22 protein-coding genes, 1 pseudogene and 1 CRISPR repeat array are annotated in these 20,857 nt (G+C 41.7%); of the genes and pseudogenes, 9 read left to right on the top strand and 14 right to left on the bottom strand.

The features are described from left to right. Positions 1–248: 248 nt before the first annotated feature. The 3 genes and pseudogenes from AC5590_RS34945 to AC5590_RS34935 form a co-directional block, all read left to right on the top strand. A pseudogene (locus tag AC5590_RS34945) lies at positions 249–434 on the top strand (site-specific DNA-methyltransferase); the annotation flags it as partial. After that, a complete protein-coding gene (locus AC5590_RS34940; protein ID WP_169267769.1) occupies positions 395–523 on the top strand; it encodes a DNA methyltransferase in 129 nt (42 codons plus the stop codon). The pseudogene AC5590_RS34945 and the gene AC5590_RS34940, both read left to right, overlap by 40 nt. 283 nt (positions 524–806) lie before the next feature. Then, positions 807–1,802 carry an SGNH/GDSL hydrolase family protein gene (locus AC5590_RS34935; RefSeq protein WP_169267768.1) on the top strand — a complete coding sequence of 332 codons (996 nt, stop codon included), beginning with the start codon at positions 807–809 and terminating at the stop codon, positions 1,800–1,802. An 89-nt stretch (positions 1,803–1,891) separates the two neighbouring features. Continuing rightward, a CRISPR array of direct repeats spans positions 1,892–4,174; the repeat unit is 37 nt; unit sequence GTTTCAATCCCTAATAGGGAGTAAGAGAAATTTCAAC. 211 nt (positions 4,175–4,385) lie between these two features. On the opposite strand, the gene cas2 is transcribed toward AC5590_RS34935, so the two are convergent. The 7 genes from cas2 to AC5590_RS34900 form a co-directional block, all read right to left on the bottom strand. Next, a complete protein-coding gene (gene cas2, locus AC5590_RS34930; RefSeq protein WP_169267767.1) occupies positions 4,386–4,673 on the bottom strand; it encodes a CRISPR-associated endonuclease Cas2 in 288 nt (95 codons plus the stop codon). Positions 4,674–4,790: 117 nt separating this feature from the next. After that, positions 4,791–5,795, bottom strand: coding sequence for a type I-D CRISPR-associated endonuclease Cas1d (cas1d, locus tag AC5590_RS34925; protein ID WP_169267766.1), 1,005 nt, complete (start codon positions 5,793–5,795; stop codon positions 4,791–4,793). 212 nt (positions 5,796–6,007) lie between these two features. Then, positions 6,008–6,601, bottom strand: a complete 594-nt coding sequence (gene cas4, locus AC5590_RS34920; protein ID WP_169267765.1) for a CRISPR-associated protein Cas4 — start codon at positions 6,599–6,601, stop codon at positions 6,008–6,010. Beyond that, a complete protein-coding gene (cas6, locus tag AC5590_RS34915) occupies positions 6,594–7,445 on the bottom strand; it encodes a CRISPR-associated endoribonuclease Cas6 (protein ID WP_169267764.1) in 852 nt (283 codons plus the stop codon). Before cas6 ends, cas4 begins: the two co-directional genes overlap by 8 nt. A gap of 12 nt (positions 7,446–7,457) precedes the next feature. Then, positions 7,458–9,662: a type I-D CRISPR-associated helicase Cas3' gene (gene cas3, locus AC5590_RS34910; protein ID WP_248277378.1), complete on the bottom strand. Its 2,205-nt coding sequence runs from the start codon at positions 9,660–9,662 to the stop codon at positions 7,458–7,460. Positions 9,663–9,735: 73 nt separating this feature from the next. Then, complete coding sequence (cas5d, locus tag AC5590_RS34905) at positions 9,736–10,497, bottom strand: type I-D CRISPR-associated protein Cas5/Csc1 (RefSeq protein WP_169267762.1); 762 nt, start codon at positions 10,495–10,497, stop codon at positions 9,736–9,738. A 3-nt stretch (positions 10,498–10,500) separates the two neighbouring features. Then, on the bottom strand, positions 10,501–10,743 hold the full coding sequence (locus AC5590_RS34900) for a Clp protease/crotonase-like domain-containing protein (RefSeq protein WP_169267761.1): 243 nt from the start codon (positions 10,741–10,743) through the stop codon (positions 10,501–10,503). A gap of 99 nt (positions 10,744–10,842) precedes the next feature. Between AC5590_RS34900 and AC5590_RS34895 the strand changes: the two genes are divergently transcribed. Together AC5590_RS34895 and lepB are read left to right on the top strand one after the other, a co-directional pair. Next, the gene (locus AC5590_RS34895; protein WP_248277377.1) at positions 10,843–11,562 is read left to right on the top strand and encodes a transcriptional regulator; all 720 of its coding nucleotides are present in this window, start codon (positions 10,843–10,845) and stop codon (positions 11,560–11,562) included. Between the two features lie 282 nt (positions 11,563–11,844). Continuing rightward, on the top strand, positions 11,845–12,417 hold the full coding sequence (gene lepB, locus AC5590_RS34890) for a signal peptidase I (RefSeq protein WP_169267760.1): 573 nt from the start codon (positions 11,845–11,847) through the stop codon (positions 12,415–12,417). 30 nt (positions 12,418–12,447) lie between these two features. Here the strand turns inward: lepB and AC5590_RS34885 are convergent, their stop codons facing one another. Continuing rightward, positions 12,448–12,981, bottom strand: a complete 534-nt coding sequence (locus AC5590_RS34885; RefSeq protein ID WP_169267759.1) for a ComEA family DNA-binding protein — start codon at positions 12,979–12,981, stop codon at positions 12,448–12,450. 13 nt (positions 12,982–12,994) lie between these two features. Beyond that, positions 12,995–13,369 carry an NINE protein gene (locus AC5590_RS34880; RefSeq protein ID WP_169267758.1) on the bottom strand — a complete coding sequence of 125 codons (375 nt, stop codon included), beginning with the start codon at positions 13,367–13,369 and terminating at the stop codon, positions 12,995–12,997. A gap of 357 nt (positions 13,370–13,726) precedes the next feature. Here AC5590_RS34880 and AC5590_RS34875 point away from each other — a divergent pair, with 357 nt between their 5' ends. Further along, positions 13,727–14,050, top strand: coding sequence for a DUF1825 family protein (locus tag AC5590_RS34875; protein WP_169267757.1), 324 nt, complete (start codon positions 13,727–13,729; stop codon positions 14,048–14,050). Between the two features lie 525 nt (positions 14,051–14,575). Here AC5590_RS34875 and AC5590_RS34870 read toward each other — a convergent pair. Next, complete coding sequence (locus AC5590_RS34870; RefSeq protein WP_169267756.1) at positions 14,576–16,501, bottom strand: transglycosylase domain-containing protein; 1,926 nt, start codon at positions 16,499–16,501, stop codon at positions 14,576–14,578. Positions 16,502–16,677: 176 nt separating this feature from the next. Between AC5590_RS34870 and tyrS the strand changes: the two genes are divergently transcribed. From tyrS to AC5590_RS34855, 3 genes are read left to right on the top strand one after another with little or no spacing between them, the layout of a single operon-like run. Then, entirely contained in the window at positions 16,678–17,847 is a 1,170-nt protein-coding gene (gene tyrS, locus AC5590_RS34865; protein ID WP_169267770.1) for a tyrosine--tRNA ligase, read from the top strand. A gap of 13 nt (positions 17,848–17,860) precedes the next feature. Then, a complete protein-coding gene (gene pyrF, locus AC5590_RS34860) occupies positions 17,861–18,580 on the top strand; it encodes an orotidine-5'-phosphate decarboxylase (RefSeq protein WP_169267755.1) in 720 nt (239 codons plus the stop codon). 8 nt (positions 18,581–18,588) lie between these two features. Continuing rightward, positions 18,589–19,299: a hypothetical protein gene (locus AC5590_RS34855; protein WP_498824480.1), complete on the top strand. Its 711-nt coding sequence runs from the start codon at positions 18,589–18,591 to the stop codon at positions 19,297–19,299. On the opposite strand, the gene AC5590_RS34850 is transcribed toward AC5590_RS34855, so the two are convergent. The 4 genes from AC5590_RS34850 to AC5590_RS34835 all read right to left on the bottom strand — a co-directional run. Continuing rightward, complete coding sequence (locus tag AC5590_RS34850; RefSeq protein WP_169267750.1) at positions 19,224–19,478, bottom strand: hypothetical protein; 255 nt, start codon at positions 19,476–19,478, stop codon at positions 19,224–19,226. The genes AC5590_RS34855 and AC5590_RS34850 overlap by 76 nt on opposite strands. A gap of 160 nt (positions 19,479–19,638) precedes the next feature. Then, the gene (locus AC5590_RS34845; RefSeq protein WP_169267753.1) at positions 19,639–20,328 is read right to left on the bottom strand and encodes a uracil-DNA glycosylase; all 690 of its coding nucleotides are present in this window, start codon (positions 20,326–20,328) and stop codon (positions 19,639–19,641) included. 55 nt (positions 20,329–20,383) lie between these two features. After that, complete coding sequence (locus AC5590_RS34840) at positions 20,384–20,581, bottom strand: hypothetical protein (protein WP_169267752.1); 198 nt, start codon at positions 20,579–20,581, stop codon at positions 20,384–20,386. Positions 20,582–20,666: 85 nt separating this feature from the next. Beyond that, positions 20,667–20,857 (bottom strand): hypothetical protein (locus AC5590_RS34835; protein ID WP_169267751.1); only part of this gene is annotated, 191 nt, incomplete at its 5' end.

Here is a 20,857-nt window from a genome sequence, read left to right as displayed (position 1 = left end):
TGCAGGAGGGTCTCCCTCCGTAGGCGACTGCGAACCCGAAGGGCAGTGGCTCCCCAACGCACTGGCTCCCCTTAAAAAGGGGGGCTTAATTCCCTCCTTTTTAAGGAGGGTTAGGGAGGATCGAGTCTTAACTGAACCGTATTGCAATATAAGTAGGTCGGCGTAAATAATTATCGTTTAAATAAGGCAGGGAGCAGGGAGAGAAAAGGTTTGAGCTTTGTTTACTTTTCTTAACACAGTTTGGTTTTATTGTGCGACTTACTTATATAGGTGAAAGCCTAAAATTACTTACATATCTTAAGGATAGCAGTATTAACTTAATCCTCACCTCACCTCCATTTGCACTCACACGTAAGAAAGAATACGGCAACGAAAGTGTAGAAAAATATATAGAATGGTTTCTCCCTTCGCGGGTTCTAACACAACGGGTTTTGTTGCACAAATGTTACAACGTCGATGGATTTCTTTTGAAATCAATGAGGATTATATTATCGGTAGTCGATACAGATTTGAAGATTTGTAAATTTTTCTGCTCGTGCCCCTATGCCTAACGGTACGGTGCGGACATTCTTTGCGTTGCGTAAGTCCTGTTTCGGATGAGTAACTATATTTAATCATGTGGGCAGTTTTCAAGAAAAATGAAAACTGCTAGAAGCAATATGGAAAAATTTTGAAGAGATGGTAAACATCATCTCGAAATGCTTTACAGAAATATGTATATCAATGAAAAATAATCAAACAGTTATTTAAAAAACTTTCTTAAATTCAACAAGTTAATGCTGTCTGTGAGAAAAAGCGGTGCGGGCATGAAAAACGTAAAGACGAGAAATCTTTGTCTGTTGACAGTGAGTCTGTTGACAGGAATGACAATACCAGCATTAAGTCTTGTGCATCTGTCCAATGTTTATTCAGAAAATAGCAGAGTCGTTTTGAACTTAAAATATATTTTGAAGCAAAATATCACTAATAAAGTATTCTTTAGTGCTGGAATAAATCCATCAGAATTGAGTCACTCTTTGTTGACAAAGCATATAGAATCGTATGGTAGTTCAAAAACTCAAGTAGCTGACTACAAAATTACATCTGGAAAACAACTTTACTACGCAAGATTAGCCGCACTCAAAGCGGGTCAGATTTATCCAAGCTTACCAAAAGACAGGACAGAGTTATCGTTGATTTCTACGAGGAAGACTCAACTCACATACGAGGATTGGAAAAACTTATTGGCGATGGAAGCCAAAGCAATGACTCAAAGTCAAAGCGATAATCGTCTGGGAATTTTGGTGGGTGATTCTTTAAGTTTGTGGTTTCCTCAAGAAAAATTGCCTGTAGATAAATTGTGGCTGAATCAGGGAATATCTGGAGATACTTGCGCTGGTGTTTTAAGAAGGGTATCTGTTTTTAGGGAAACCAGACCAGATTTCATTTATATCATGGTTGGAATTAATGATTTGCGAAAGGGTACGACAGATGAAATCATCTTACACAATCACCGCGAAATTGTTCGCAAGTTGCGACACACTCACCCAAAAACCATAATTTTTCTTCAATCGATTTTGCCAACTCGTTTATCTACAATTTCTAATACTCGCATTCGTCATCTCAATGAGCAACTCTCCCTGATTGCAAGACAAGAAGGGGTTTATTATTTAAATCTTTATGATTGGTTTGCAGATTTTCAGGGTAACTTACGTTTAGAACTGACGACAGACGGGCTTCATTTGAGCACACAAGCTTACGATGTATGGCGAACTGCAATAGATGAAGCTGAATATAGCACGATGAAAATGGCCGGAAGTTGAATATAGTATTTTTAACCGCAGAGGCGCAGAGGGCACAGAGTAAGAGATAAAACAGTTTAATGCTTTTTATCAAAACTTGAAATACAGATGTTTCAATCCCTAATAGGGAGTAAGAGAAATTTCAACCATTCAAGTAAGGAAATAAAAGCTATGTCATTAGTGTTTCAATCCCTAATAGGGAGTAAGAGAAATTTCAACGAGTTGTAATGCAGTTGCTGAAGAGCGATTGCGATATTGTTTCAATCCCTAATAGGGAGTAAGAGAAATTTCAACCTCCACGCAACACAGACCGAGTAATTCTCCCGTACGCGGTTTCAATCCCTAATAGGGAGTAAGAGAAATTTCAACGAGATACCATTGGGGTCAATAACGATCGCATTCGTTTCAATCCCTAATAGGGAGTAAGAGAAATTTCAACAATACCGATTTATTTAATTGGAAAAGGGATTTAAAAGTTTCAATCCCTAATAGGGAGTAAGAGAAATTTCAACTTCTATAGCAATGACTTCGCCACTAATGTCAATCTGTTTCAATCCCTAATAGGGAGTAAGAGAAATTTCAACCGATTGGTGAAGGAGTTTTGCTGCGATCGCTTCCGGTTTCAATCCCTAATAGGGAGTAAGAGAAATTTCAACATATCTCCGTTTATGAGTGTGGTGCGACCATTATGTTTCAATCCCTAATAGGGAGTAAGAGAAATTTCAACGATGAAAATTTCGATAAAGCAGCTTTATCGAAATCAGGTTTCAATCCCTAATAGGGAGTAAGAGAAATTTCAACTACTCCTGATAGGTCAGACGGTCAAGGCTTTGATGTTTCAATCCCTAATAGGGAGTAAGAGAAATTTCAACCAAATCGTATTGTTATCCCATGCAACGTTCCATTCCTGTTTCAATCCCTAATAGGGAGTAAGAGAAATTTCAACTTTGAACCAATGACGTTGCAATACCCTTCAATAACAGTTTCAATCCCTAATAGGGAGTAAGAGAAATTTCAACAATGATGTATCAATGACTACCTTTGATGCTAATAGTTTCAATCCCTAATAGGGAGTAAGAGAAATTTCAACACATGGAAGAAGTGTTCAACAACAACGAATACTTCGTTTCAATCCCTAATAGGGAGTAAGAGAAATTTCAACGCGCAGTAGCCACCTGTTGAGCCAACTGTTTCAAACTGTTTCAATCCCTAATAGGGAGTAAGAGAAATTTCAACAGTCCACCGGTCGTCGACTTAGCCCTGAGGAACTTGTTTCAATCCCTAATAGGGAGTAAGAGAAATTTCAACGGATGAAGCAAGAGTTCTAGAGTTAATAGAAGAGTTTCAATCCCTAATAGGGAGTAAGAGAAATTTCAACCCTGTGAGAGACTTGGCAATGCCGGATACACTTTTTGTTTCAATCCCTAATAGGGAGTAAGAGAAATTTCAACGTCATTACTGATATTTCCACAGCGTCTACAGATACGTTTCAATCCCTAATAGGGAGTAAGAGAAATTTCAACATTACAACGAGAATGGTAAAAGGGTTAAGCAACAGTTTCAATCCCTAATAGGGAGTAAGAGAAATTTCAACCTTCAGGTCATGCTGCCATTGGAGAATAACTCTCCTGTTTCAATCCCTAATAGGGAGTAAGAGAAATTTCAACCCAAGTTCCCGTAGGAGTTATTTCGGCAAACTCAGTTTCAATCCCTAATAGGGAGTAAGAGAAATTTCAACGTTTCCAGCCAGACTGCGAGTCATTTTAGCTTTAGTTTCAATCCCTAATAGGGAGTAAGAGAAATTTCAACCTAAGTACGGTATCTATATCAAGTTCAGGGAAGTAGTTTCAATCCCTAATAGGGAGTAAGAGAAATTTCAACAGTACCCCCACCGACCTACAAGACTTACTACAACTGTTTCAATCCCTAATAGGGAGTAAGAGAAATTTCAACTTGATTTTGCAAAAGCCTACCCAGATGAAATTTCGTTTCAATCCCTAATAGGGAGTAAGAGAAATTTCAACTAAATCCGTTCTTTAAGTGGCATATCTTGAATATGTTTCAATCCCTAATAGGGAGTAAGAGAAATTTCAACCCCCATTCTCACGGAAATTATTGTAGAGATATATGACAAGTTTCAATCCCTAATAGGGAGTAAGAGAAATTTCAACACCCAGGATCTGTACGCTTCTTTAACTACTAAACAGTTTCAATCCCTAATAGGGAGTAAGAGAAATTTCAACAAATAATACCGTGGGGATGAGCGCTTTAAATTGGCGTTTGTTTCAATCCCTAATAGGGAGTAAGAGAAATTTCAACTGTCTCAGCTAAATAGTGGAGATGAATTTGTGATGTTGTTTCAATCCCTAATAGGGAGTAAGAGAAATTTCAACTGCAGCAGTCAGAAAACTGCACCATATAAAGTTTTCAAGGTTCCAAAGCGCGAATAATCTAATGATAGCATGAAAAAAACTAAATCAATTTACAGCAAATGGCTGAAATTCCGTCTAGGCAAGGAGCGCGGATGGTTATAAATAATTTTTCCTTGAAATCCTCGTCCTGTAAGCAATCCAGCCATTTTTTTTGAAACCTCTTTTTGTACACCTACCCATCCGCGCATTCGGCAAAAAAAATCGTCTCATCACGGGGTGGTTCGCCGCCGATACGTTCGACTTTACCAAAACAGCAAGCGCACAGAAAATAAAACTTGATACTATCGGTATCAGGCTTGATAAGTTTGTGTAAGCGCGATCGCAACTTGGCATATTGAGTATCGCTCAGCTGACACTCAAATACACTATACTGCACCCACTGCCCATAAGACTTGAGGACTTTGTGGATTTTTGTACGGCGCTTGTCTTCAGAGATATCGTAGGACACAACAACATTCATTGGCAAATTAACCGAATCACTGAACAGTGAACAGTGAACAGTGAACAGTTATCAAGCCAAGATGAGCTGGTAACTGATAACTGATAACTGATGACTGATAACTGATGACTTCAACGCTTACTTCAAAACCAACGGTGGATATTTCTCGATTTCGCCCATTAAGTATTTAGCCAGTAACCGGGCTTGCAGTGCAAAAGCTTCCTGGTAAGTGCATTTGCGTCCCAAAACGGGATGCTTAAATTCGGATAATTTCTTTTGTTCGTATAGGCGCAGAAATGTTTTTCTTGGTTCGTTGGTGAGGGAAACAGCATGACTCAAAGGTTCTGTGACAAAATCTTCAACTTTCAACAATTGCTTGTTTAACGTAGACAACACAACTGCATCTACCACGAGGGGACGGAATTCTTCCATTAAATCTAATGCTAGTGATGGTCTACCATAGCGATCGCAATGTAAATATCCCAAATATGGATCAAACCCAACAATATTAACTGCACTTTGGACATCATGACGCAATAAGGAATAACCAAAGCTGAGTAAAGAATTCACTGGATCGGTGGGTGGACGACGAACGCGCTTGGAAAAGGTGAATTGTGTATTGCGAATCATTTCATTAAAGCAGCCAAAGTAAGCAGCGCTACCAGCACCTTCCAACCCGCGTAAAGAATCAATGTTTTGAGTTGTGTCGATGGGTGCAATGACATTATCTAAACGTTCAATAGCACCAGATAAATCTAGATCGTTGGATTCACGTTGACGACGAACAAGGGTGTTACGGTAATTCTTGAGTTTACCACGTACAAACCCTTGGACGAGATGAATTGCTTGAGGTGTATTGCCTGCGGCTTGCCATTGCGCCTTGCGTACAAAAATGTTTTTGGTGACTTCTGGTTCTAAACGTCCTAAATAACCACCAGTTCCTGTCAGAAATGTTAGGGGAATTTGACGCTGCAATAATTCATTGATAGCAGATGGTGAAACTGTGGCGCGTCCTAATACTACGACACCGTCAATTTTGATAAGCGGGACATCTAATATTGTCTTTTTCTCGTATTTTACGTGCAGTCGCTCATCGATTTTGCCGATAAATGCGTCGTCTTGTGTAACGTAAAGTGTGCTCATAGTTAGTGTTAGAAATTGAGGTGAAAGGAATCAGTCAAAAGTCTCGTCCGCCTAGGATTTAAATCCCAGGCTCATAGTCAAAGTCATCTAAAGATGACTACATAAGCTTTTTAGTCTACTTTAGTAGACTTGGTCTTTGAGCCTCGGAATTAATTCCGAGGCTATCAATTACGAGGCTCATTGAAAGTGATGCTAAATGTCAAATCTCTGGATTAATAAGCTTCTTGATACCGTCCTACTTTGTCCACAACTTCTGGTAAGCACCGTGTGTACAAACTACATCCTGTACAGCGCTTTGTCTTGACAGCTTTTGGCATAATACCTGTTAGTAGAAGCATTTGAACAGCTTCAATTGTGGCGACTGTACTTTGACGCAATTCTTCTGTTATTTCTACAAATTGACGTTGATGTGAGTGTGCGTAATAAACATAGCCAGTGGTAACTGTTTGTCCTGTGATTTCTTCTAGACATAAAGCTTGGGCACAAACTTGTAACTCATCGTTATCCCATTCACCCTTACGTCCTCGTTTGTATTCAACTGGATACAACTCATCGTTTTCTGATTCAATTAAATCAGATTTACCGATAAGTTTGTATTTGTCTGATTTCAGCCAAATCGCTCGAACTTGCCAGGTTTCTTCACGATGTCCTTGCCCCAATGTGTGGACGCGTTCATGTAAACTTGTCCCTTCAATTGTGTATTGGTTATCAATAAATTCTCCGGTACAAAACATTCGCCAGCAGCGATGTGGACAATAGGCATATTGATTTAAGGAAGCAATAGGAATATATTCTGTCTCATTCATAATTTTCAACGTTTGATGAGAGGCGACGTGTCATACCCATACCCATTGTTGTTTTACGTCCAACTCCTGCATATAAAGCAAAGTCAGCAAGGGCATTTATTTGTTTAATTGCAATTGGTTCAATATCTCCTAAAATCCGATAACTTATTTCGCCAACACAACCAACAAATTTGGTGTCATAGTTACGAATAACTTCTGTATGGATGTTACAAAAACTTGGATAAATTGACTCGATGGGGATGTTGGAAAATTCAATCCCACTATATTTGTTCCAGCGACTGAGAAGACTGTTGAAGACACATTCTCGATTTGGCAAAACGGTGTCGTATCCTCCTTGGCGGAAGGCGACGGGTGTGGCGAGGGTGAGGTTGAGAGTGCGATCGCCCTGACTTGCTTGCTCGTACAATTGCGTATAACTACAAGCATTTGCCCAAGGTTGTGTTGATTGGGGTGTACCAAAGATGCTAGTAATATACAAGTCTGCGGAACCCAAATGCCAAGGGTGTTCGGGGTTAAGATTGAGCCACAGTGGAGTCAGCTTGCTAAAGAGTGTGTCGTCTAACAACGAGATGCGCCACCAACAGGGTGTACCTGGGGAAATTGGGCGTTGATGGGAAAATTGCAAGCTGTGGTTTTTCTGTTGGTGGCTTTTATGATTGCGTGTGACTTGTAAGGGGGAAAGGGTGAAGGGTTTCTCTGCATTGGATGCGTGTAAATAGTCTCCTAAATTTTTATCGACTGAACTGATGAGGGTGAGGAATAGGGCGTGGTAGTGTCTACCTGTGAGGAATTCGGGGTAGATGGGAGATTGGGGGATGAGGTTAAGGACGAGGCTGTGGGGCATAATTGAGAGTTATTAAACTATAAAGGGTTCATCATCTGGAAGACGCAATTGTTTACCCTTCATTGCCATTGTTAAGATTCCTGCAATCCCAGGTAAAAATCTGTATTCTTTTTGGGCATTGCTACATTGAATGACAATAGGATATGAAACAATTCCTTCTTTTCGCATTTGGAAGATGATATATTGGTTCTCTTTTTCAGCTATAATCATCCCTGGTATGAGATGTTTTTCTAGCACTTGAATCAAGGGCGTAGGTCGTATTGCTCCTCCTACTCCTAAACGTCGTTCAATACGGCAATTTTTGAAAGCAGTCAGTTTATTGAGTTCTGTATTGACAAATTCTTGCCAAGTATCAGGATAACTCAGACGAAAAACCAGTTCATAATTTTCCTTGGCACGACTAGTGACTTCTATAAGTTCTCCATTTGGAACAAATTCGTAGTGACGTAAGAGATGAATAGGATCGAGGCGTGTTTCTTCTGATTCATCTAAGAGATAACCATGAGGATCGCGAATTGGGAGACTTTCAAAGAAAGTATTTCTGAAAGAGAATAATGGTGCATAGCTGGTACTGAAAATCTCTGCAAATTCTTTTAAATCCTTTGCCGCTTCCTCATCTTGTTTGAATAGTCGTTCATAGTCATCTAAACTCACACGTCCTGCTTGTAAGTCATCCCAATCTTCAGGGTATTTAGCTTTAATGTAAGTTCTCACAAAAGCTTGACCACCAGGAGTAAATTTCCATTTGTTTTGGACATCTTTAAGCGAAGCTTTACTAAGGTTCTCAGCACCTCGTAAAACTTTTATCCTAAAGCGACAGTCATCCCAAGTACGGTTTCCTCCTAAAGTTGATTTTATTGTTTCAAAAAGCTGTGGGATGAGTTCTGCACCTGCTATATCCTGAAATGCTTCTTCAAGTTCTAATAATGGACGAGCAATTTCTAAAAACGCTTCCGAACGCCAGTATGCAAGCAAGAATGGTTTCTCTAAACAAGGAAGATTCTTCAATGTTTGTTCAAGTGCAATACGTCCTCCAGATATATCGAGGGAGGCTAAACCTTCTTCCCAAGCTATAGCTGGTAAATAAGCTATCGCTTCTGAGTTTATGTTAGTCTCACATTTACCCAAAACACGTCCGACTCTACCAATTCTTTGCCAAAATGCAGCACGATTACGGGCTGAAAAAATCAACCAATCTAAATTTTGTCGTGTTGGTGCAGGATTTCTTTCAAAGTTAAATCCAACATCTACAGTGCTAGTTGCCAAAATTATTTGACACTCCATTGCCCGTTGTCTATCTTTAAAAGGTGCAGGACCAGTCATGCGTCCGATATAATCAGTCAGTCCTTGCTTGTCCAACAACTCTTTGAGACGATTAATACTATCTAGAGAATCCAGAATGACTGCACCATTTTCTTTAGGTCTTTCGCGAAACCGTTGGACAACTTCAAACGCTAACTCTGCTAGCCACTCCTCCCTAGTATCAGGTTGTGGTCTTAATTCTAGATTGACTGTTGTTTGAGATGGTAAACTTTTACCATTACCAGTCTCTCCATCTATTCTGGCTATTCTCACAGCCTGCTTTTCTAAACTTTGCAGTGCTAATTCACAAGCTGGTTCTGGTGTAGCTGTTAGTAAAACAACCCGTCTTCCATACTTAAAAAAGCCAAAAAGATGGGAATAAGCGAGATAGAACAGCAACCCTACTAACTGTTTAGCATCATATAGATGAAATTCATCAAAAATGACTGTCCCAAACTTGGTGTAAAAACTACTGGCGATATTACTTCTATCTAGCTTATTGTAAGCGAAGAAAGTAGCGTAGTAAAAAATATCAGGGTTTGTCACTAATATAATTGGTTTATTTGCTCCTACTTCCGAAAATATAGTTGCAGGATTTCGCAAAACGTTATATAGTTTCTCTCCTGGTCGCTTACCCACTTTATCATCAGACCATGTTCTAATTTCTCTTGCCGAAGCAGATTTAATGACATGAGGTAAACCAGCTTCTTTTACAAACTTCTCTGCGGCTTCACGTTGCTGTTCTACCAAAGCATTAGTCGGGGCAATGTAGATAGCACTTTTCGTAGGTTGGTGCAATAAAACTGTGAATCCCGCTTTTGTTTTACCTGTACCTGTCGGTGCTAAATCAAGGATAATATCAACATCGCGAGATTTTTCAAAAACCTCAACTTGATGTTGAAGTGCATTGTTCATGAATGAAAGTTCATCGGGTAATGATGCACAGGCGAAAATACTACGAGGTTCAAGTTTAGTAACTAATCTTTGATTAACCATTGATTCTGCCTCTACCACAAAATTGTAAACCTGCTGGCACAACTATTTCACCCACTTGCCAAGCAGCACCCCGGAAATGAAGATTTTTAAGTATTGGTGCTGGAGGCATAGAAATTAAATCAAAAGACAATATTTCAGTCTGTGGTGGTAAATCAGCAACGTTCAAGTAAGCGCGAGTTTGGTAATTTCCTTCTGGTAATGGAATGACATCAAATGTCTCTAGAATATTGACTCTAACTTTGCTTAAAAATTTACCAACACGAATGTAGTCAGGTAATTCATAATTGCCAAAAACTAAAGTTTGGAATTTATTACCACGTTCAATCATCCGCAATCGTCCTGTCTGGGGAAAATTACTTGGTCTAAAGGAATTGGGTTTTTTCCCTTGGCGTTGTAATGGTAAATCTTCACGTGCTGTGGCGACTCGGTTATTAGTCATCGCGTACCAATAAGCATCAGAAAGGGCATTGAAACGTTCAAACCGGAAAGTCACTCGACCATGAGTAGGTGAGGCGGGTAATATATAGAATGTTTGTGCGATCGCCGCAAAATCTTCTTTGTAGGTAGGTCGTCCTGTAGCCTGTCCTTGGAGACGATAAGGGGAATTAACCAAACCCAAAGCATAGGTTAAAGCATAATTCCCAATCGTCCCCTCAGTGTAGTAGGTATCCGACAACTCCCTGGAGGCAAAAAAGATTGGTTCTAAACACAGCAACTCCACAAGCTTTGCCTGCTGAAAAGGAATTGTTAACATAACCTAACTCTCTACTTCAACTGCTGCTTTTTTACCTTTGCTTTTGCCTTTTTTAGACTCAGCAGGAACTTGACGGAAAAGTTCGTAAGATTGACTTAAGCGCTTTAAAAATTTATCCCGTTCTTCTTCTGACCAATGATTATCGACATCAGTCATTACACTTGCTAATTCTTCATCAGATAAATGCACAGAAACGCCTCGCTTACTCTTCCATGTTGAAAGCACTTCTTTAGCTTTTTCTATCAAACGCTTGAAAAGCTTGAGGAAATCGCCCGTAGCCTTGATATTCTATGGGGAAAAGAACCCAGTATTTCCGGCCTAATAGTAGCCATTGCTGAACAAACGTTGGAACTTGGTAAGCCCTTTACTCTTGATTCCAACCAGGTTAACGCTTTGCAACAAGCAATAAAAGCCTTAAATGATATAGGTCGTATTGGAGAAGCTCAAACTGTACTTGCACTTTTACTAGAGCGAGGTAATCTCGAACCGCCCTTGCGTCAGTCTCTCATGAAACAAATTAGCCAATCTACTCAAGGGTGGCGAATTCAAATTGAAGATTGGATGAAAAAGCAACAGCCGTTTTACATTCTCTACCGGAATTCTCAAGGTCAAGAACTGGAATACACAGTTCGTCATGCGGAACCTCGCTCCTTTGATAACCGCTTTTACCTCCTCATCTGGTGCGAAGAAACCCATGATGTAGAAAATGATATTCCCGAATTGCCAGAACTTTGGCACAACCGCTGTTTAACCTATAACAGCATTAAGTCAGCTGTACCTATTAATCGAAATTGGCGAGGGAAACTAGATTATCTAGAAGTGCAATTACACTTTTATGGTTGGTTGAAAAAAAGCTATCAACCCAAAGATGATGACGTTGGTGATGAAATCATTGGAGATGTGCGTCAAGTGGTACGGCGAGTTGCAAATCCTTTTTGGCTGATTAGGGAAGTTGCGCGTTATTGGGATGAATGCGTGATTGTGTCACCTGAAAGTATGCGCGATCGCTTTAAGCATAAACTCCGTAACCTTTGTCAGTTATATGATATTGAAACAAAGCATTGACAGTATCGCCAAACTCAAAGTAAGTTTCTCAACGTCGTCGGTTGACTAAACTTTAGTCCAAACCAGATCCAAAAGTACTGCGGTATGGGGAAGATTGTGTAGTGGTGTCGCCTGATTCAGTGCGATAAGCCGGAGGCTTGACGCTACGCGTATCGCTCGTCAAAGAAAAACTCAAAACCCTCTGTCAGCATTACAATCTGGAAGTTTCTTCCTAAGCCGTTACAAACGTCCTTTTAGGGTCAAAATAATCTAGAATTCGTCTAACTTATTAATCAGCTCTCTATGACTCATCAGAAAAGTGATGCTAAAGAATCCCCAGAATCGTCGCGAGGATGGCGAACTTTACGGGAAAATCTTATCTTGATTGCGATCGCCTTATGCTTAGCACTCTTAATTAGGACTTTTGTTGCAGAACCCCGCTACATTCCCTCGGACTCGATGTTACCAACGTTGTATAAGGGCGATCGCCTGGTTGTGGAAAAAATTTCTTCTTTGTTTCATCCTCCACAATTTGGCGATATCGTTGTTTTTCAGCCACCAGAAGAATTACAACATCGAGGATATCCCAAAGACCAAGCTTTCATTAAGCGTATTATTGGCACTCCTGGAAAGAAAGTGAGTATCGCAGGTGGAAAGGTTTACATTGATGGGCAACCAATACAAGAAGATTATATAGCTGAGCCACCAATTTTACCAATGAAAGAGCGGCAAGTTCCTCCTGGCGAATTCTTTGTTATGGGAGATAACCGCAACGATAGTAACGATTCCCGTTACTGGGGGTTTTTACCCAAAGAAAATATTATTGGTCGGGCAGTGTTCCGCTTTTGGCCTTTTAATAGGATTGGGGTGATTTAATTGTAAAGACGTAGCATCGCTACGTCTAGATTAAAATCGTAGGTAGTACATAAGCTGGGTAATAGTCTCACCCGAAAGATTTAACCTTTGCTGAAAATCAACTAAGTTAAGATAAGCTCCCGCTAAACTGCGATTTTCAACTACTGCTTGCGCCAGGGATAAATCAATAAATGGCACTTTTGTTAGAGTTTCAATTGTTGCCGTGTTAGGGTTGATTTTATGGCTACCAAGAACTAAAGATTCATCATCGTAATAACTGAAATTCAGAATTGGCTTGAGTGGCTCTAGCCTTTGTACTGGTAAACTTAAGGCTGCGGCAATATCTTCAACACAGTAAAATTTGACACCAGCGCGAGAAAGTTGTACAAGCGATCGCGCTTGGTGAATCGATAACCCTGGTAGCCGTAACCAATCATCAACAGTTGCTTGATTGGCATCAATGTGGATACCAAGTTGGGCGGCGATCGCAATTTCTTCTGCTGATTGTAATCGATAATATGGATCGTTCTGTAACTTATAGCGTAGTTTTTGTAACTTAGAGTTTAAAGGTAGCCAATTTTTCATAGTGTTCCTTGCTTTAGGAAATATGATCTAGCAACTGGCGGCGCTTTTGCTCAAATTCATACTCAGAAATCAATCCATCTTGACGTAAACTTTCTAACTCCCGTAAGCCTTGAGCAACCGTACTAACTTGATTGCTGGCGAACTGTGAGTTTTTGATGGCTGATTTACCTAAATTAAAATGACGGTCAAAAGCTTCTTCGTCTTGCGCTAAAAACCAAACTCCTTCAATAGCACTCGCTACCTTGGGAATGGGTGTCCAAGAAAGCAACACATAAAGCACACCCCAAAGTGGCTGTCCTAGATAAAACTTATGTAATCCGGAAATTGCCACTGTACCAGACAAAGCTAAAATAGCGGCAATGCTCCGGCTTTTTCGTTGATTAAACATAACTAAAGCACCATAATAAACTCAGCATTGCTGTTATAGTAACTGAATCCTATCTGATGAACTACTCCGACAAAGACTATGCCTGCCCCACGCCTAATACCGTTTGATTTTAAGATTAATACAAATGGGGAGGACGCGAGCACAGGGGAAACAAGAAGCATAGCAAGGAAGTCGCATTACCTTGTATGAACTTGGAGTTTTCAATTTTAAGTTGCGCAAGTCAAGTGTTGAAATTGCGGTAACAAACCGTACTCAAACCGAAGTTTCTTTTCTAGATTATCTCCCTAAACTATAATAAGCAAAGGGCATCAATTAACAGAGCTACTGAGTCTCCACACTCCGTTGGGTGTAACCAAGATGGGATTTTTTGATTCTGACATAATTCAGCAAGAAGCCAAGCAACTGTTTGAAGACTATCAAGCACTTATCAAGCTTGGCGGTAACTATGGCAAATTTGACCGCGATGGCAAAAAGCTGTTTATTGAGCAGATGGAAGCCATGATGGATCGCTATCGGGTTTTTATGAAGCGTTTTGAGCTATCAGAAGATTTCATGGCACAAATGACTGTAGAGCAACTTAAGACACAGTTAAGCCAGTTTGGTGTAACTCCGCAACAAATGTTTGACCAAATGGATCTCACCCTACAGCGGATGAAAAAGGAACTAGAACAACAATCATAAAACTTCGTGCGATCGTGTGGAAAGCCTGCCCTCATTGCCGTGAGCAAATACCTCACTGAAGTTTTTAATATCCATTAGGGTAATTCCCAGTTCTCTCAACTTAGCTGCAAGTTGTTAACGCTGTTGCCGTTCACTTTGGGCTACTTTTCGTTGAGTTTGGTAGCGAGTACCATTTTGTTATAGCAGTGTAATATTTTTCTCTGAATATCCCCTTTTTGCATGTCATATTACTGATGTCATTGATTCTCCCCTGCTCCCGTTCGGACGTTCGGCGAAGCTATCTCCTGAGCCCTGAGTCCCAAAGGGACACGCTGCGCGTTCGCCCTCTGGGCGTGCGCTTTGCGCATACGGGCACGGCTTGAGGCCGAACGGAGACGCTACGCGAACGACGCCTAAAGCTTCCGCTCAGTCGAGCCGCTGACGCTTTAGGCGTTGTCTGTTAAGCATGTTTTATTGAAAGCAAAAATGAAGAGTTTGGAATTGACACCAAACTCCTCAATGTTAACTATGTTAACTTTCTTAACTTTAATTTGATTTAGGTCGAGGAAACTGGTAAGGCGACTTGAATTGCTCCACAGGTACATCCTTAAGCGCCTTCATCATAAAATTGCGCCAAATTGGAGCAACCATAGTCCCGCCCGTCGCACCACTAGCTAAACTTCTGTTATCATCTCGACCAACCCAAACAGCAGTTGTTAATTGAGGTACGGTTCCGACAAACCAAATATCTTTCTCAGAGGAAGTTGTTCCTGTCTTACCAGCTGCTGGGCGATCTATTGCAGCATGTTTACCAGTGCCTCCATTAATGACAGCGCGCATGATATCAATAGTTGCTGCTGATGCCCACGGATCGAGAGCTTGTACGGGTTTAGGGGTGTTGTCAAGTAATATGTTACCACCACTATCTGTCACACGGGCAATAATTGTCGTTGGAGACTGCCAGCCATAGTTGGCAAAGGTAGCATAAGCACCTGCCATCTCCAACGGCGTGACACCAATAGCACCCAATGGCAGAGAAGTGACTGGTTCCATGGGACTCATAATACCTAAGGTGCGGCAGGTTTCGACAACCTTATTCATTCCCACAGCTTTACCAAGCTTAATGACGGGAACGTTACGAGATTGCATCAACGCATAGCGGATTGACATTGCTCCCCCATACCCACCATCGTAGTTGCGTGGGTAGTACCATCCGTCACCATCTCGATAACCCACAGGGGTATCGTAGACTGTTGTCTCTGGACCGTACCTACCAGTTGCAAAGGCAGTGTAGTAAACAAACGGTTTAAAAGCAGAGCCAGGTTGCCGTAAAGCTTGAGTTGCACGGTTAAACTCACTGGTTTTAGAATCTACGCCACCTACCAGAGCTTTGACAAAATGTGTACGGGGATCAATGGCAACCAGAGCAATTTGGTTTCTAGATAACCCTTGCCCCCTCAAAATATCATGCCAATTTTTGACAGTCTCCTCCGCCATGTTTTGGAACTTGGTATCAACCGTGGTTTGAATTCGCATTCCACCCTTAAGCAGCGCCTCACGACCAAACTTTTTGGCGATTTCGTGCGCTACAGCGTTTGTCACGTAAGGCAAGGCGCTTCCTTGGAAAGACTTAATTTTACCGAGTTTGATTGGTTGTTTGAGGGCTTTATCGTACTCTTCCTGTGTAATCCAGCCCAATTCCTTCATTCGACCTAAAACTATTTTCTGCTGCTCTTTTGCCTTATTCATGTGAATGAAGGGGCTATAGTCTTCCGGCGCTTGGATTAAACCAGCCATCATCGCTGACTCAGCCAAGTTTAAATTTTCTGCTGACTTGTTAAAGTAACTGCGTGCTGCTGTTTGTACACCATAGTTGTTATGACCCCAATAAACTTGGTTGAGGTACATTTCTAAAATTTGGTCTTTGGTAAGAATTTGCTCCAAGCGAATTGCCAGTACTGCCTCGGCTATTTTACGGGTAAAGGCACGCTTGTGAGACAAGAATAAGTTTTTCACCAACTGCATGGAGATGGTTGAACCACCCTCTCGCACGCCGCCTGCTGACCAGTTGGTGACTACTGCACGTCCAACGCCTTTGGGATTAATTCCGTGGTGATAGTAGAAGTCGCTATCTTCACTCGCTAATACTGCTCGCTTGAGATCTGGAGAAATTCTATCTAATGGCATTACTTCACGGTTGGCTTCTCCGTGAATACTCGTTAACAGTTTACCTTTGATGTCATAGATATAAGTTGTTTCTGATGGCAAGAAGCTGCGTAACTGTCTTACATCTGGCAAGTTGCGGAAACTCACCGCTAAGCCAACGAGTCCTCCCGCTACAATAGAACTTGTCAGCATCGTGGCGGAAAGTAGAGTACCGCCAGCTACCTGGCCGACTCCTTTAAGAAACTCAAAACCTGAGCCAGACGCTCGAGGTTGTGGCTGCTTATCTTCAAAAGTCCTTGACGACACGGTGGTTTTACTTCCTCACTAGTAAATATATAGTGTAATGTCTTGGATCAAGCAAGGCGGTTAATTTTTTGCAATGATATTAGTTTGGCAAACGAAAGTCATACAAATTGTCAGTGACCATAACCAATCCTACTTTGATAGTGCAAAGCATAGTTAACAGTCAATCTCCTAGTAGTATGACGCAGGATTTTTCTTGGCTGCGTCGTGGTATTGTTGAAATTTTCCCACAACCGACTGATTCTGATACTCACGTTGAAAGTTTAGAAAAGCGTTTAGCAACAACTGAGCGACCTCTAAGGGTGAAATTGGGAATTGATCCAACGGGTAGCGATATTCATCTCGGTCACAGTATACCAGTACGAAAACTACGAGCGTTTCAAGATGCTGGTCATACCGCAGTACTGATTATTGGCGATTTTACTGCTCGCATTGGTGATCCGACAGGAAAATCTGAGGTACGTCGCCAACTTACGGAAGAAGATGTGGCGCGAAACGCCCAGACTTACCTTGAGCAGGTGCGACCTATTTTAGATTTTGATACACCAGGCAGGTTGGAGATACGTTACAACTCAGAATGGCTCTCCAAGTTGAACCTGGGCAAAATTTTGGAGTTACTCTCGACAATGACAGTAGGGCAGATGCTCGCTAAGGAGGGTTTTGCTGAGCGCTATAAAAAAGAGAATCCTATTTTCCTTCATGAGTTCCTGTACCCCCTGATGCAGGGCTATGATTCTGTTGCTATTGAGGCAGATGTGGAATTAGGAGGGACAGACCAAAAATTTAATCTTGCTGTCGGGCGGGATTTACAACGCCATTTTGGGCAAAAACCACAGTACGGAGTACTGCTGCCAATTTTAATTGGCTTAGATGGTGTACAAAAAATGTCTAAGTCTTTAGGTAATTATGTGGGTTTGTTAGAACACCAAACTCAAAAGTACCAAAAGCTGCAACAAGTTCCTGACAATCTGCTGAAAGATTATTTTACACTACTTACGGATTTGTCATTGGAGCAGCTACCGGAAAATCCACGCGATCGCCAAAAACTCCTAGCACAAGAAATTGTGAGACAATATCACGGTGAACAAGCTATCAAGGAGATTGAGGCGGGTGACGTCCCAGAGTTTTCCCTCGCTGATGTGCAGTTTCCAGCAAAGCTGTCATACCTGCTGAATGTCAGTGGCTTGTGCAAAAGTGGCGGGGAAGGTAAAAGCAAAATTCAAGAAGGTGGGGTGCGCTTAGATGGCGATCGCATCACCGATATTGAAACCACTTTCACTGACAAGAGTGAATTGCAAGGACGTGTTTTGCAGCTGGGAAAAAACAAGTTTGTCCGACTGATACCGTAGAGGAGAAAAGCTGATGAACGCCCAAGAGCAAATAATCGTACCTCTGGATGTAGCGGATGAACAAGCGGCGATCGCCCTTATCGAACAGCTTGAGTCAGTCACTTTCTTTAAGGTGGGCTTGGAGTTATTTACAAGCACAGGACCAAAAATTCTGGAGGTGCTAAAATCTCGGCAGAAACGTATTTTCTTGGATTTGAAGTTTCACGATATCCCCAACACTGTCGCTGGTGCTTGTCGTGCGGCTGCTCGTTATGGCGTTGATTTATTGACAATTCATACCACGTGTGGTAAAGAAGCACTGAGCGCAGCAGCTGAAGCGGTACAAGCAGGAGCAGCAGATGCGGGTGTGAAACCGCCTAAGTTAATTGCGATTACGCTGTTGACGAGTCTTTCTTCCAGACAGTTGGCGTTTGAGTTGAAAATACCTCTAGAATTACCAGAATATACTTTGGAGATGGCTCTAATGGCTCAAGAGATGGGTTTAGATGGGGCTGTTTGCTCTCCTGTTGAGGTGGCGCAACTGCGACAAAGTTGTGGAGATGATTTTTTGCTGGTTTGTCCGGGGGTACGTCCAACTTGGGCGCAAAAAGGTGATCAGGCGCGATCGCTCACTCCTGCACAAGCTTTGTCTGCAGGAGCAAATTACCTCGTCATTGGGCGTCCTATCACCGCAGCTGCTGATCCAGAGTTAGCTTGGAAAAGGATTTGTGAGGAATTAGTGGCGGTGACATGAACTCAGGAGTGAAAAACAAAAATAAAAGCTTGTGGCTTCTTTGTTGTGTCTTCTGGCTATTATCAAATGCTCTAGATACCCCAGTACAAGCTAAAAAAATCACTCCCAACCCCTCCACCCAATCGGAGGGGAAACCGATTGATCCTAATAGGTTTTCTTGCTCAAACCAAAATCTAGAAACACTAACGACTCAACTCTTGCAAGATTTACCAAATTATGCGAATAGAGCAAGTCAACGCGCCCGTCGCTTGAGCAGGGCAACTGACGTTTATAGTTATATGGTAGTGGCGGGAAGACCTGAGTTTACACCGCTACCTCTTGATCCTAGTGGATACACGGCAGATTCTGGGAAAACTGCATCAGTTGGAGTAGAGCAAGTTTTTTTTACGACTTTAGAGCGACAATATACTGCAGGCAAACCAGTTCAATTACAGGAATTCCACTGGCTGTTTCTCACAAAAACAAAAAGTGATTGGCGTTTTGTGATGATGTTTTCCCAAATTGGTTCGTTTCCCAAGAATCAGCCACCGACACCGCCGCGAAATAGTAGTGATGGTGTCGTTGCTCAAGCAGTTGTTGCTTGGTTACGAGATTGTCAAGCCGGAAGTGTGCGTGTGCGTTCTCGGAGTTTGAAAGGTTCGTCTCAAAAGCCGCCACCATCACAACCGCCGCCACCGCCATCACCGCCTCCACTGTCGCAACCGCCACCAGAGTCATAGTTGCTACCGCTGTCATGTCCCCCAGCGTCGCCACCGAACCAACCACTGTCGCTGCTAGCACCGTCATGTCCTCCAGCATCGCCAGTGTACCCACTGCTGTCGCTGCTACCACTAGAACGCTTATGAGTTTTGCGTTTCTTAATGCTTTCATCATCTTCCATGAATAACCATTTCAACATAAGCCTTCTCCTTTGCAATAGTGCGTGACTGTATGCTCAACCATCTGCCCCAGATTGGGGAATACCTGATAGATGGAGGATGGTTATTTAGGTACCAATTGAAGCGACAGCATTCCGGATTTTCTGCCAAACTTTTGCTCAAACACCAGATACTTACCAGCTACTGGTTTTTATGGATTTCATCAAACTTAGCACGCACTGCTTGTATATCCTGCCACGTTAACCACTTAGGCTTACCAACTTCACGTGATTGGTTACGTAGCAAATAAGACGGATGAAAAATTGGCATACACAAACGCCCATCCCACTCCATCCACTCTCCACGAATTTTGGAAATTGCGCGCTTATCACCAGTTAACCCTTTAACAGCCGTTGCACCTACAAAAAGAATAATTTTTGGATCAACCAGGCGAATTTGTTCCAATAAATAAGGCTTGCAAGCGTCCATTTCTTCAGTCGTAGGAACTCGGTTATCAGGAGGTCTGCACTTGTTGATATTACAGATATAAACGTCTTTTTGAGTATCTAATTTAACTGAAGCTAAAATTTTCTCCAACAGCTGCCCTGCCTTGCCAACAAAGGGTAAGCCAGTTTCGTCTTCAGTTTGACCTGGTGCTTCCCCCACAACCATAATTGGTGCTTTAAGATCACCCCTTCCAACAACAGCATGAGTACGTGTCTTTCCCAATCCACAACGGTGACACTGGTTGCAATGCTGTGCCAATTCCGTCATATTGGCATAGGTTCCAGTCGGAATGGGAATTTTCGCGTCTTTAGGAATCAGCTCTTTTTGGTCATTCGAGTCAATACTTGAATCCTCGAAGAGACTGAGTTGTTGTTCGTTACTCATGTGTGGGTTTTATCACCAAGAATGTCAGGGCAGCGGATTGAATTAAGAATTGGTATTACAATTGTATTTGTGCTGGTTTAACAACGACACGACCATTTTCCACAACAGTGCAATTTTTAGACATACTCTTGCAGTTGTCAAGTGGAGTATCAATACATTGCATTTGTCCAGACTGCGTTTTATGGTTATAATTGTTTTGCTCTTGTTGTTGAATCAGACTAACAGCACAACAAGCAGAAGTGGTTAACAACATTTCAAGTACTTTTACCTCTATATACTATTATCGCTCGTAATGGTTGTATTTTTACGAGAAATAAGTAAGTATCTCAAATAAAATATTAAACCTCACCACCTTTGCTTTTAATGACGCAAAAATCTTTCGCTCTATAGTTACTAGAGGTGACACACTCTCCATCTATGTCATCCACCTTTGCTTTTAATGACGCAAAAATCTTTCCCTCTCCTTGATAAGGAGAGCCAGTGCGTTGCGGAGCCAGTGCTGAAGACGGGTTTCCCGTCGCAGGCATCT

This window comes from Brasilonema octagenarum UFV-OR1 (assembly GCF_963888615.1).
Classification (GTDB): Bacteria; Cyanobacteriota; Cyanobacteriia; order Cyanobacteriales; family Nostocaceae; genus Brasilonema; species Brasilonema sennae.
Note: the sequence above shows the minus strand (reverse complement) of the source record. Positions and strands in the feature narration are given on the sequence as shown.